Source organism: Peptoniphilus sp. HMSC075B08 (assembly GCF_001815405.1).
GTDB classification, from domain to species: Bacteria; Bacillota; Clostridia; order Tissierellales; family Peptoniphilaceae; genus Peptoniphilus_A; species Peptoniphilus_A harei.
In genome coordinates this window covers 33,629-47,704 of the sequence record NZ_KV820457.1, presented here as the reverse complement: position 1 = coordinate 47,704, position 14,076 = coordinate 33,629, and the positions used below count along the sequence as shown (strand labels likewise).

General features: G+C 33.3%; 11 protein-coding genes and 2 pseudogenes. All 13 read left to right on the top strand.

The window, feature by feature from the left end:
* Positions 1-219, top strand: a pseudogene (locus tag HMPREF3023_RS06635) (MATE family efflux transporter); the annotation flags it as partial.
* Between the two features lie 609 nt (positions 220-828).
* The gene (locus HMPREF3023_RS06630) at positions 829-1,038 is read left to right on the top strand and encodes an SHOCT domain-containing protein (protein WP_049690791.1); all 210 of its coding nucleotides are present in this window, start codon (positions 829-831) and stop codon (positions 1,036-1,038) included.
* A 59-nt stretch (positions 1,039-1,097) separates the two neighbouring features.
* Entirely contained in the window at positions 1,098-2,660 is a 1,563-nt protein-coding gene (locus tag HMPREF3023_RS06625; RefSeq protein ID WP_070701898.1) for a recombinase family protein, read from the top strand.
* Entirely contained in the window at positions 2,653-3,069 is a 417-nt protein-coding gene (locus HMPREF3023_RS06620) for a recombinase family protein (protein ID WP_070701896.1), read from the top strand. Before HMPREF3023_RS06625 ends, HMPREF3023_RS06620 begins: the two co-directional genes overlap by 8 nt.
* A complete protein-coding gene (locus tag HMPREF3023_RS06615; RefSeq protein ID WP_070701893.1) occupies positions 3,062-4,624 on the top strand; it encodes a recombinase family protein in 1,563 nt (520 codons plus the stop codon). Before HMPREF3023_RS06620 ends, HMPREF3023_RS06615 begins: the two co-directional genes overlap by 8 nt.
* A gap of 71 nt (positions 4,625-4,695) precedes the next feature.
* Entirely contained in the window at positions 4,696-5,334 is a 639-nt protein-coding gene (locus HMPREF3023_RS06610; RefSeq protein ID WP_004835143.1) for a TetR/AcrR family transcriptional regulator, read from the top strand.
* A gap of 122 nt (positions 5,335-5,456) precedes the next feature.
* Positions 5,457-6,053 carry an MptD family putative ECF transporter S component gene (locus HMPREF3023_RS06605; RefSeq protein WP_019125108.1) on the top strand — a complete coding sequence of 199 codons (597 nt, stop codon included), beginning with the start codon at positions 5,457-5,459 and terminating at the stop codon, positions 6,051-6,053.
* Complete coding sequence (locus HMPREF3023_RS06600; protein WP_034439161.1) at positions 6,043-6,756, top strand: energy-coupling factor transporter transmembrane component T family protein; 714 nt, start codon at positions 6,043-6,045, stop codon at positions 6,754-6,756. Before HMPREF3023_RS06605 ends, HMPREF3023_RS06600 begins: the two co-directional genes overlap by 11 nt.
* Complete coding sequence (locus HMPREF3023_RS06595) at positions 6,741-8,210, top strand: ABC transporter ATP-binding protein (RefSeq protein ID WP_044565602.1); 1,470 nt, start codon at positions 6,741-6,743, stop codon at positions 8,208-8,210. The genes HMPREF3023_RS06600 and HMPREF3023_RS06595 overlap by 16 nt, the downstream gene beginning before the upstream one ends.
* Entirely contained in the window at positions 8,200-9,990 is a 1,791-nt protein-coding gene (locus HMPREF3023_RS06590) for an ABC transporter ATP-binding protein (RefSeq protein ID WP_019125105.1), read from the top strand. The genes HMPREF3023_RS06595 and HMPREF3023_RS06590 overlap by 11 nt, the downstream gene beginning before the upstream one ends.
* The gene (locus HMPREF3023_RS06585; RefSeq protein WP_034439153.1) at positions 9,983-11,728 is read left to right on the top strand and encodes an ABC transporter ATP-binding protein; all 1,746 of its coding nucleotides are present in this window, start codon (positions 9,983-9,985) and stop codon (positions 11,726-11,728) included. Before HMPREF3023_RS06590 ends, HMPREF3023_RS06585 begins: the two co-directional genes overlap by 8 nt.
* 26 nt (positions 11,729-11,754) lie before the next feature.
* Positions 11,755-13,107 (top strand): MATE family efflux transporter, encoded by a 1,353-nt coding sequence (locus tag HMPREF3023_RS06580; RefSeq protein WP_034439151.1) that lies wholly within the window; start codon positions 11,755-11,757, stop codon positions 13,105-13,107.
* Between the two features lie 311 nt (positions 13,108-13,418).
* Positions 13,419-13,834 (top strand): annotated as a pseudogene (locus HMPREF3023_RS06575) (sigma-70 family RNA polymerase sigma factor).
* The last annotated feature ends 242 nt before the right edge of the window (positions 13,835-14,076 follow it).

Below are 14,076 nucleotides of genomic sequence, written 5' to 3'. Positions count from 1 at the left end.
ATAGGAAACGCTAAAAAAGCCGGCATAATAGTCATGCTAAGGCAGCTATTTTTATTCGTACCTGCCATGATTATTTTGCCAATGATATTTGGCGTTAAAGCAGTATGGTTTGCTGAACCCCTTGTAGATTTAATTATGATAATAGTTGGTGTAGCAATGATGTTTGGTGAACTAAATAGGATGGATAAAATTGGTTTAAAAGTTTCAAGTAATGAATAATTAGTGGATTGATTTAAAAGAATGGAGGAAAATATGCAAATAAAGATAATTAAAGTAAATTTACCTTTTTTCTTTGGTTTATTCTGTTTATAAGCTATATAACTCAGTTAAAAAATTAAATATAATTCTTATCAGAAAGAGTTTCTTTCATTTTAGAGGACTAGCCATGCCCAAGAGCAGGAGTCCTCTTTTTTTGTTCCTTGAACTTACAAGCATACATGAAGACTGAAAAACAGAAAACCTTATAGTAAAAGAATACTCATCTGATATTGGTAGATAAAAATCAATATTTTACATACCTTTTAACACTTTTAAAAAGGGATGTGCAAAATCACAAAAATTCATTCTAAAAATAAAGCATTAAATTGTATCCAAATAGAGAAAGTTTGAGACCCTCCTTAAAGAACAGAATCATTACATAAAAATCAAATATTATATTTGACCTATTGGTATTCGTACAGGAATACTGATGGGTCTTTTTTAATCTAAATTTTTTAATTATTTAATTTTTACTCAAAACCACTCCCTGTGTCCTAAGGAATATAGAGGAAAGAAAATTAGGGTTAAAAATAGCCTTAATTTCTTTGCCTGTGATATAGGGGGTGGAGTATGAGAGTAGAAAAGTTTGAAGGCAGAAAAGAAATTTTAAAAACTGAATATACAGAAAGGGATTTAAAGGCAGAGCTTAACTTTTATCTATCGGATAAATTCATCCAAGACCTATTTTTGTTAGATGAAATTAGCCTTGAAGAATATAGAAAAATCAGGAGAGAAAACATTAAAAAATTCAAACCTATTCTTTCAGAATTATTGCTATAAGACTTGATAAATACTCACTTGTACGGGAATATAGCACTAAGAGAAAGAGAGGTGAGACGATGAAAAAGATAACCAAAATAGAAGCAAATCAAAAAGAGGAATCGATATTAAGAGTCGCTGCCTATGCAAGAGTATCGACAGATGAGGATGCTCAGCTAGTAAGTCTTAAAACGCAAAAATCACACTACGAAAAGATGATATCTGAGAACAAGTCATATACATTTACAGGTTTATACTATGACGAAGGCATTACTGGAACCAAGAAAGAATGTAGAGACGGTCTTCTAAAAATGCTAAAAGATTGTGAAGATGGAAAAATAGACTTCATCCTAACTAAATCAATCTCAAGACTTGCAAGAAACACAACAGACTGTTTGGAAATTGTAAGAAGACTTCTTGATTTAAACATTGGTATCTATTTTGAAAAAGAAAATATTGATACCAGAACCATGGAAAGTGAGTTGATGCTATCCATACTTTCATCCCTGGCAGAAAGTGAATCCAGGTCTATATCAGAAAATAACAAGTGGTCCATAAAGAAAAGATTTCAAAATGGAACGTTCATTATATCAAGCCCACCCTATGGCTATGAGAATATAGACGGAAAGATGGTAGTGAATGAAGAAGAAGGCAAGATTATAAAAGAAATATTTAAACAGTATCTTTCAGGTAAGGGAACGCATAAAATTGCAGAAGATTTAAATAAGAGAAAGATTAAAGGACAAAAAGGTGCAAGCTGGCATGGGTCGACTATAAATGGAATCTTAAAAAATGAAAAATATATAGGCGATGTCATCTACCAAAAAACTTATACAGATGAAAATTATAATAGACATAAAAATAATGGGGAAGAAGACCAGTATAAGATTATAGATAACCATAAAGCCATAGTAAGTAGAGAGGATTTTGAAAAAGTACAAGACCTAATAAAGATAAGGGCTATAGCAAAAGGAAATGGAAAAAACACTAAAAAATATCAAAATAGATATAGTCTATCGGGAAAAATAAAGTGTGACGAGTGTGGATCAACCTTTAAAAGAAGACATCACTATAATGGTAAAGATAAATATATAGCCTGGACTTGTAGTGAACACTTAAGAGATAGCAATAAATGTTCCATGAAGTTTATTAAAGACAAGAACATAAAACTAGCTTTTGTGACTTTAGTAAACAAGCTAATCTTTGGAAAAGATAATATCCTAATGCCACTCTTAGAGTCATTAAAGAGAGTGGACAGCAAGGAAGAAGTTGCGAAGATAGAAAAAATAGAAGAAAACCTAGAAAAACTAAAGGAAAGAAAAGAAGTTTTAAACAAACTAATAACTTCAGGAGTTTTAGATGCAAGTGTTTACGCAAAAGAAAGCAGTGAAATTTCAAGTGAAGAAAGTTATCTACTCAAAGAAAAGGAAAGATGTAAAAAAGCCATCCTTGGAAATGATGAAGAAATAAGAGAACTTGAAAAACTAATAGGAATCTTAGATAAAAGTAAAATATTTGATCATTTTGAAGATGACTTGTTTGTAGAAATCATTGACCACATACAGGTAATTAATAGAGAAACCCTTGATTTTCATTTAAGGTGTGGACTTGTACTTAGAGAGGAAGTGAAAGAAAATGTCTAGACTATGTTATGGCTATACCATAAGAGACGGAAGATTAGAAGTTGAAGAAAAAGAAGCTGAGAATATAAGAAAAATCTTTAAAAACTATCTTGCTGGCAATGCACTAATAAAGTCGGCAGACCTTGCAGGATTAAAGAAAAACAGTTCCAGTGTAAAAAGATTATTAACCAACAAAAAATATTTAGGCAATGACATCTATCCCAAGATAATAGATGAAGAAAGCTTTGAAAAGGCAGGTCAAATGTTAAAGGAAAGGGCAGTGGCCATGGGACGAGTTTGGGAAAAGGAAGAAGAGATAATTAAGGTTCCTTGTAAGTTTAGATATAAGGAGGTAGAGAGTTTGCCTCTAGATCCTTTTGAGAGAGCAAGTTATAAGTATAGGTTAATCGAGGTGATAGATGATGAATAGTAAGGTTATAGTAATACCAGCGAAGAAGAAAAAAGGAAATTCCATCAAGGAATCAGAAAAGAAGAAACTGAGAGTGGCAGCTTATGCGAGGGTATCAACAGATAGCGATGAACAGGCAACTTCTTATGACACTCAAGTAGACCATTACACAAATTATATTAAGAAAAATCCAGAATGGGAATTTGCAGGAGTTTTTTCTGATGAAGGAATCAGTGGAACTTACACCAAGAAAAGAGCTGGCTTTAATAAAATGATTGAAGAAGCCATGGAAGGAAACATAGACTACATCATCACAAAGTCCATATCGAGGTTTGCCAGAAACACACTAGACTGCTTAAAGTACATTCGAAAACTTAAAGAAAACAACATCCCAGTCTATTTTGAAAAAGAAAACATCAACACTATGGATGCCAAGGGAGAAGTCCTCCTTACCATTATGGCATCTCTTGCTCAACAGGAAAGTCAGTCCTTGTCACAAAATGTGAAGCTAGGCTTTCAATATAGATTTCAACAAGGCCAAGTCCAGGTAAACCATAATAGGTTTTTAGGCTACACAAAAGACGAAGACGGAAAACTTGTCATAGTTCCTGAAGAAGCAAAAATTATAAAAAGGATCTACAGAGAATACTTGGAAGGAGCAAGCCTAAGAGATATAAAGGAAGGACTTGAAAAAGATAAGATAGTAAATGGAGCAGGAAATAAGAAGTGGCATGTATCAAACCTCAATCAAATTTTAACCAATGAGAAATATATGGGAGATGCTCTCCTGCAGAAAACCTATACGGTAGATTTTCTAAATAAGAAAAGAGTAAAAAATGATGGCATTGCGCCTCAATATTATGTAGAAAATAGCCACGAAGCCATCATTCCAAAAGAAATCTTCATGCGAGTTGGAGAAGAAATGTACAGACGAGCTAATATGGTGAGTGGCAAAGGAAAAAGAAGAATTTATTCGAGTAAATATGCCCTTTCAAGTATTGTCTACTGCTCAAAATGCGGGGATATTTACAGGAGAATAGCATGGAATAATAGAGGAAAGAAATATACTGTTTGGAGGTGTTGCACAAGAGTAACCCATGGACCAGATGCCTGCCATGCTAGAACTATTAAGGAAGAAGACCTACAAGAAGCAGTCGTAGAAGCCATCAATAAACTTATATCTGAAAGCAATGAATTAAAAGAAATAATAAAAGAGAATATAGAAAAAGCCATCACAGGTGATGGAAGTAGTGGAATAGAAGAAATAGACAAAGAAATGCTTGAGGTACAAGAAGAACTTTTAAAAGTAGCTAATGCAAAAAAAGACTACACAGACCTTGCAGATAGAGTGGAAGAGTTAAGAAATGAAAAAGAAAAGATACTTCTAAATATAGCGGAAGAGAAGAATGAACAAAACAGACTAAAGGAATTAGAAGAGTTTTTAGATAATCAGGAATTGGAAATAGAAAGCTACGATGAAGACTTGGTAAGGAAACTTGTAGATAAGGCAGTTGTATATGATGAGGAACTAAAGATAGTGCTCAAGTCAGGAGTTGAAGTCAATGTATGTGTATAAATATCTTGACTTTCAAATATAACATGTGCTACAATATAACTAAGTTATATTTGAAGAAAGGAGGGCAAATCGTGGCAAACGGAGATTATGAAGTAACTCATAATAGGATTCTTAATAGCGGTAAGAAAATTTTCAAAGAACAAGGATTTGAAAAGGCAAATTTAAGAGCTATTTGCAAAGAAGCAGGTGTTACTACTGGGGCGTTTTATGGTCATTTTGAGGATAAGGAAGCACTTTTTTCTGAGTTAGTTGAGCCGATTGTAAGCCAAATACGAAAATACTATGCTATGTATGAGGATGAGAGTTTTGAGACATATAAAAAGGAAGTTCCACTTGGGAAAGAAACCATTTATAAAATTTTAGACTCTAAAGCACATGGTGCTGTTAAGATGGTCTTGTATTTTTTTGAAAATAAAGATGCATTTGAGTTATTAGTGTTTGGTTCTTATGGAACAAAATACAGTAATTTTTTAGATGAACTCGTGGAAATAGAAGATAAAAATCACATCAAAATATTAAGCATGATTTATGGTGAAGATGGTGTCGGTAGTGTAATAACCGATATGGGAATTCACTTAATTAACCATGCATATTATTATGCTTTATCTGAAGTTGCTGTTCATTCTAAAAGCAGAGAAGAAGTAGAATTAAATGCCAAACTAATTTCAAAATTCTTTAATGAAGGATGGGGCAAAATACGAGGTTTGTAAAATGGAAAAATTTTTGCATCAAATATAACTTAGTTATATTAAAGATTTAATTTTATATAAATTGGCAACATGCTGTTTTATAAGCAGATAAAAAATATTATATGTATTCAAGGAGGAGAAAAATGAATTTAAAAAGTATTGTAAAAATAGCAGTATTTTCTGTTATTGGTTTTGTATTAACAATGGGATTGGGACTTTTGACAGGATCGTTTGGAATGATTCCGAGTTTGTATTTATCATCGGCACTTCCAACAATAATTGCCGCGCCAGTTTTTGTAATAATGTGTAAACAAGTCGCACAAAGAGGAACAGCATTCTTATATTTCTTATTACTCGGCGTGTTCTATGCTCTTATGGGAATGTGGCCTGTAATAGTAGTTTGTGCAATTGCAGGAATATTAGCAGAGCTTGTGATTGGTAAAAAGGAAAATTACTCAGACAAAACTATGAAAGTAGGTCTTGGTTTTGGTGCTGGTATGTTTATATATTCGCTTCATGCGATGTATTTCACATTCGTATTTGGTGTAGAAGGTCTTACAAAACAATTCCCTAAGATGTTTACAACAGACTATGCAACATTTCTTTATAATTTTTACACCCCTAAAAACATTGCAATTTGCGTAGTGATCGCAATCGTTGCATCAATTATTGGTGCTAATTTTGGAACATATATTTACAACAAATTCTTTAGCAACAGGAAGAAAAAAAGTGTTTTGTAAAGGTGAAAAAAATAATATAAACGAATACCAACTATCAGATAAAATCAACCCGCTTACTATAGTTGGGTTGATTTTACTATTTTCAGTTATTCTAACTGTTGGAGAGCAATCACAATATTTATTTTCCCTTATTTTTGTCTTAGGACTATTATTCTTATTTTCTATAAGAAAGGCATTTAGAACGATATGTTCATTGCTTATAGTATGGGGGCTTATTTATTTGCTGAAACCACACTTAGGAAATGTTTTGGTTGGTTCTATATATACAATGCTACTTATAGTGTTGAAATTTGCTCCACTTTTCATTTTGGGAAAAGTTCTGTCCTCATATAGTTCTTCGCATCTAATGGCTGCATTTAGAAAAATTGGAATTGATGGTGGAATAGGGATAGGAATTACAGTATTCTTTCGTTTTATTCCGGAAATCTCTATTAGGATGAAGGAAATAAACAATGGCATGAAAATTAGAGGATTTAAAGCAAGTATTTTCAAACCAATTAAAACATTTGAATTATATTTTGTTCCTCTTATGTATAAGTGCATAGATATAAGCGATACCTTAACTTGTTCAATCATATCAAAAGGTATTGAATATGATGGACAAAAAACAAGTTTTCATGAGGTGAGATTTACATTTATTGATATAGCAATGATGATCGGAGGAATGATTTTGTTGGGGGCGAGTTTATGGAAAATATTTTAGAGGCAGAAATCAAATCCTTTCATTATGGAGAAGATTTGATTTTGAAAGATTTAAAAATGTCTGTAAAGAAAGGCGAAATTATAGTCTTAACAGGTCTTTCAGGATGCGGAAAAACGACACTTTTAAGACTACTAAACGGGCTTATTCCGTCATTTTATGACGGTGATTTGGACGGCGAAATTAAGATTTTAGGGAAGGATATAACTACTTATAAAAAGGGAGAGTTAGCTAAATATATTGGCAATGTATTTCAAAATCCTAAGGATCAATTTTTTTGTGATGTAGTTGAAGATGAAATTGCTTTAGTAGGTGAAAATTTGGGATTAGACAGGGACACCCTAAAAGAAAAAGTTGAAAAAGCAATGGACTTGTTAGGAATAAATCATATTAGCAAAAAATCCATTTTTGAATTATCAGGGGGAGAAAGGCAAAAGGTGGCGATAGCAGGAACACTTATTTATGATACAGACATTATCTTTTTCGATGAACCTTCAAGTAGCCTTGATTACGATAGTATAAAACATTTCAGTGAAATACTTATCAGATTGAAGACGATGGGAAAGACAATAATTATAGCGGAACATAGGCTCTATTATTTAAAAGAGATTTTTAGCAGATTGATTTATATAAAAGACGGTACAATATGTGATGTTTTTCCGAATGGTAGTCTTAGTAATGATAAATGTAAGGAACTTGAGTTAAGGACACTTAATGAAAGAGAATTGATATCAGAAAAAGAACCTATTGTGGCTAAAAGCTGTATCAAAGTAAATAAAGCCTGCATTCATCAAGGCAAAAGAACTTTGATAGAAGAATTAACTTTTGAGCTTGGAGAAAGCGAAATAATGGGAGTGATTGGTTCTAATGGTATTGGGAAAAGTACTTTGGCAAAAGCATTATGTGGTTTATCTGAAAAATATTTGGATGTCAGCTATGGACAGAAACAAAGAGAAAGACTTAGAAATTCATATTGCGTGTTACAAGATGTAGATGCTCAGATTTTTTTAGACACAGTAGAAAATGAGTTGATATTTTGTAAAGATAAAAACTCGGAAAATGATTTAGAAAAGATACGAGAATATCTGAAAGATACAAACCTGTGGCATAAAAAAACCAATCATCCGCAGAAACTATCCGGTGGACAAAAACAACGACTGGCAATTATTACTTCATTTTTATCCGGTCGTAAGCTGATAATTTTGGATGAACCAACATCGGGACTTGATTATAAAAGTATGAAAATTATGTCCGATTTAATTACAGAAAAAGCAAAGGAGATTCCAATTATAATAATTACTCATGATTTAGAACTGTTATTTAAAACCTGTCATTCCGTCTTAATGCTCGGTGATAATGGTTATAAAAAAATATCTGTAAAGGGAAATGAAGCGTTAATCATGGATTTTATGGATAAAAAAGGAAATTTATTGAAGGAGGAGAATGATGTTAAATAAGGTTTTTGAGTATGCTGGTTCGCATAAGAAAACAATACATTTAGCGAGTTTTATTATGCTATTAAGTGTCATTATGGGAGTTGTGCCATTTCTATTTGCTTATCAGATTATAAATCCCTTGATTTTAGGACAAAATTTGGAATTCACAAGGTTAGTTATTTTGCTTGCCGGTATTTTGATATGTTTGGTTTTGCAAGCATTATTAGGTGGTTTGGGTCTTAATATGTCCCATAAGGCAGCATATAACACATTATTTGGACTTAGAACATCTCTACAAAAAAAGATGGAGAATCTTCCCTTAGGAGCTATTGAAGAAAAGGGAACAGGTGCTATTAAAAAGATGTTTGTAGATGATATTGGTAGTTTGGAAGTTCTTTTGGCACACTCATTGCCTGAAGGAATTGCCAATTTAATTGTGCCTGTAATGGTATATATTGCAATGTTTTTCGTTGATTGGAGACTGGCACTTATGTCTTTGGCATCCATTCCACTAAGCATTGTCGCTATGATGATTATGTATTCCGCAGGAATGAAAAAAATGGGACCATATTATATGGCGAGTGGAAAAATGAATAATACCATTATTGAATATGTGAATGGTATGGAAGTAGTAAAAGTGTTTAACAAGCAAACGGAATCATATAAAAGATTTTCTAAAGATGTTGGAGATTATAGAGATTATGCACTCGCTTGGTATAAGACTGCATGGCCATGGATGGCATTATACAGTGCCTTACTTCCATGCACGATTATATTAACATTGCCGCTTGGAGGTTACTTTGCTTACATGGGCTATGTTAGTCTTTCTGATTTGATATTGGTATTATGCCTATCTTTGAGTATTGGCTTACCACTCTTAAAGGCTTTGGGATTTTTACCAACGATGCCACAGCTTAATTATAAAATATCTGCATTGGAAGATGCTTTAAATATAGAACCATTAAAACAAGGTGAAAACAAGTTTAAAGGTATAGATCATACTATTTCCTATGACAATGTTACATTTGGTTATCAACTAAGCAAGATGGGAGAGAATGGACAACCTGAAACATACATTAAAAATGTGATTCATAATGTGAGCTTTACAGCAAAAGTTGGAGAAAAGACAGCCATTGTTGGAGAATCAGGCTCAGGTAAAAGCACCTTAGCGAAACTCTTAATTCATTACTATGATGTTTTAGAGGGAAGTATTAGCATTGGAGGACAAAATTTACAGGATATGAGTCTTAAGGCACTGAATAAAGAGATTTCTTATGTGTCTCAAGACCAATATTTATTTAATACTTCACTCTTAGAAAATATTCGTATCGGAAATTTGTCAGCTACCGATGAAGAAGTGATAGAAGCTGCAAAGAAAGCTCAGTGTATGGAATTTTTAGATAAGCTCCCAAATGGTATTTACTCTTTGGCTGGCGAGGCAGGAAAGATGTTATCAGGTGGAGAAAGGCAAAGAATATCATTAGCGAGAGCTATTTTGAAAAATGCTCCGATTGTTGTACTTGATGAGGCAACAGCCTACGCAGATCCGGAAAATGAAGAAAAAATGGAAGCAGCTATTCGTGAACTTGTAAAAGGAAAAACATTGATTGTAATTGCTCATAAACTTCCGGCAATTGTAGATGCAGACCAAATATTGGTAATGAATCATGGTCGTTTAGTTGCAAATGGAAAACATAATGACTTGTTAGAATCATCAGCAGACTACCGTAAATTATGGGATGCGACACTATTTAGTAAAGATTGGAAAATCAGCAGAAAGGAAGGTGAAATGAATGTTTAAACTAATATCAAGAATTTTAAACTTGTCAGGAAAGTATAAAAATAGAATTAAAGGGGCATTTGTTTTTGCCTTTATTGAATCTGTTTTAAGTAAAATGCCTATTTTTATTGCATTTACTGTATTGATAGGATTTTATGAAAAGACAATATCACCGAAAACATTCTTGTATGTAGGAATAGGACTTGGTTTGGTAGTGTTGGTACAGGCATTGGTTCATTTTTTAAGCGATAAATTGCAAAGTGCTGCTGGCTTTCTGATTTTTGCAGATAAAAGGATGGAGCTTGGAAATCACCTTAGAAAACTTCCTATGGGATATTTCACATCAGGAAATTTAGGAAAAATCAATTCTGTTTTAAGTTCAGATATGTCATTCATTGAGGAAGTATCCATGAGTACCATAGCTAATATGATGAGTTATGTGCTTTCAACCGTTGTGCTTACTATATTCATGTTTGTTTTAGATTATAGAATAGGTCTTGTGTCTGTGTGTGTAACTCTAATAGCAACATTACTTGCAAGCAGAATGAATAAAATGTCTTTATCTGAAGCTGTTATCAGGCAAGAGCAAGGAGAGAAGCTAACAGATGCAGTTTTGTCATTTGCAGAAGGAATTAGTGTAATCAAAAGCTATAACCTTTTAGGAGACAATTCAAAGGCTCTTACAGATAGCTTTGCTTCATCAAGAGACACTTCTATAAAGTTTGAAAAGAAGATGACACCTTGGACAAGCGGATTGAACATTATTTATGGTATCGGAATTACTTTTATTTTGGCACTTGCTTTGTATCTTCATTTACAAGGAATGTTGAAACTTCCTTATGTGTTAGGACTGATACTATTTGTATTTGACTTATTCAGTCCATTAAAAACTCTTTATGGAGAAGCAAGCAGGCTAACAGTTATGAATGCTGCTTTAGATCGTATTGAAGAAGTATTAAATGAAACAGAACTACAGGATACAGGTAAAAAACATCTCTTAAAGGCTAAGTTTGGTGAGCCGGAAATTAGTTTTAATCATGTGAAATTTTCTTATGGAGAAAAAGAGGTTTTGCATGATATGAATTTTGAAATGAAAAAGAATACAATGACAGCTTTAGTTGGACAGTCCGGAGGAGGAAAATCTACAGTAGCAAATCTTTTGGCAAGATTTTGGGATGTAGACTCCGGTGAAATTTTGATTAGAGGGGTGAATATAAAGGATGTTTCGCTATCTGAATTGATGTCGGAAATTAGTATGGTTTTCCAGAGAGTGTATTTGTTTCAAGATACGATTTTTAACAATATTGCCATGGGGAAAGAAAATGCGACGAAAGAAGAAGTTATAGAAGCTGCAAAAAAAGCAAGATGCTATGATTTTATTATGGCACTTCCTGATGGATTTGACACAATGATTGGAGAAGGCGGAGCAACTCTATCCGGTGGTGAAAAACAAAGAATTTCTATTGCTCGCTGCATATTAAAAGATGCTCCTATTGTAATTCTTGACGAGGCAACAGCAAGTGTTGATGTGGACAATGAAAGCTATATACAGGAAGCAATCAGTGAATTGGTAAAGAATAAAACATTATTAGTTATCGCCCATAGATTAAATACTATTAGAGATGCCGATAGTATTATTGTAATCAAGGAAGGGAATATTGCAGAACAAGGAACCCATAATGAGCTAATTGCTTTAAATGGGATTTATAAAAATATGGTAGAGCTCCAAGAAAAAAATAAAGGACTAAAAATTATATAAAAATTGGTCTAAGAGAGGAGAAGGCAATGAAACAAGATATGAAAGAACAATTATTAACAAAAAGACCGATAGATTTACTCTTTCAGTTATCTATTCCGGCAGTTATCGGAATGATTGTTATCGGTCTGTATCCGTTAATGGACGGAATATTTGCAGGGAAAATTATAGGACAGACAGCAATGACTGCCTGTGGTGTCGCAATGCCACTTACCTTTTTCAACAGCGGTGTTTCAACTTTACTTGGTGTAGGTTCTGCATCTGTACTTTCAAGAGCAATCGGTAAAGGGGATCAAAAAACTGTAGATAAAATTATGGGTAACCTAATCTATTGGGTGATTTTCTTCTCTGTAATTATTACAGTTGGAGGAATACTTCTTGCTCCGCATTTTTTAGATATGGTCGGTGCAACGGGTGAAATCAAAGCCTATGGTATTAGATACCTTAGAGTAATTTTTATAGGTTCTCTATTTGTAAACTTCACACAGTCCGCAAACATGGTTATGCGTGGCGAAGGACTGATGAAAAAAGCTATGACGATTATGGGACTTGGAGCATTACTGAATATCATTCTCGATCCGATTTTAATGACAGTTATGGGTGAATATGCGATTGAAGGTGCTGCCCTTGCAACCATCACAGCACAATTTGTTCAGGCAGTGGCAACACTACATTATTTCTTGAAAAAGAGTAAAGTTGTTAAAATCCATAAGATAAAGTCTGATGCGGAAATTAAAAAAGAAATGTTTTCTGTCGGTTCATCCGCTATGATGATGCAGCTTTTGTTTATGATTCAACAGACTATGCTCTATAAAATGGCATTTAAGTATGGCGGAGATACCAATGGAATTTTGATGGCGGCATCACTTCGTGTATATGCCTTTTCATTTATTCCTCTTTGGGGAATGAGTCAAGGCTTACAACCTGTTGTTGGAACAAACTTTGGAGCAAAGCAGTATGACAGAGTAAGACAGGCTATGAAGGTCTTTTCTATTGGCGGTTTAGTTCTTGCAGCAATCTTTTGGATTCCGTCTTTATTGCTTTCAAGTCAAATACTATCTTTATTCGGTGTAGAAGCAAACATCATTGCACAGGGTGTTGGAAACTTTAGATTGTTCTATTCCGTATTTATTTTGTATGGAGTAATGGTTATGACTGTTACTTTCTTCCAATCAATCGGAAACGGAAAGAAAGCTGGGATAATCGTAATGCTTAGACAACTGTTTTTGTTTGTTCCTGCCATGATTTTATTGCCAATGATATTTGGAGTAAAAGCTGTTTGGTTTACACAGCCACTTGTTGATTTCATTATGATTGTTGTTGGCGTTTTCATGATGATTGGGGAACTGAATAAAATGGGGAAAGAAAAAGTTCAAGCGTAAAATTTCTTATTAGGTGTTTAGAATTTGAAACATTAGAAGGACTTAATTTATGGAAAATAGTTAGCTATAAAATGGAGGGATAGAAATGGAAAAGTCTATATATTTATTTGAAAGAATAAACCACAATAAAAATAGTCCTTTTTCCTATAAGCTTTATAGCTGTTTGTCTTTCCATATGCTCGTCTAAACAATTAAATATAATTAAAGGAAGAACAAGTTTCTTTCGTTTTAGAGGACTTCTTATGCCAAGGTGCAGGAGTCCTCCTTTTTTTGTTTTAAAACGCAGACAAAAAGAAATGGAGGAAGCATATATGCCAAAAAAATATTACCTTTATATCAACGGACAAAAGGTCAAAGTCAGTGAAGATATTTATAAAGTCTACTGGCGAGAAAGAGAACACGAAAAGTATTTGGAGCAGGTGGAAAGAAAAAATCACTTGCTCTTTTTTCATCATTGGATCATGACGGACATTTTGTAGATAATATTGTTGATGAAAGTGTTGATGTAGAAAAGATTGTTGAAACACAGATGATGATTGAAGCAGTCAGAAATACAATTTCAAGACTCAATGCAGAAGAAAGGGGCATCATTGAGCGTTTGTACTTTCAGGATGAAATTCTTTCGAGTATTACAAGAATAAAGAAAGTGAGTTATCAAGCTATACAATGGCGTAAGAATAATATATTGAAAAAACTGAAGTTGTTATTAGAAGATTTTTTAAGATAATCGACTTGTAGATAAGGGCAGATTTTCCATTATAAAGTAAAGGTGATATAGGGCTATTTTTCTTTGCTTATTAATAGTATATTATGTAATGAGAGAAGGAATTTATATCATAGATATGTTCCCACATACAAGGCTTTTGAAAAAATTACAATTTTATCCATACTGACCGATCAAGCCACGTTGAAGCAGCAATTCTGATGACGTATTGTGGTTTGGACAAGGAATAATAGGAGTCAACCACA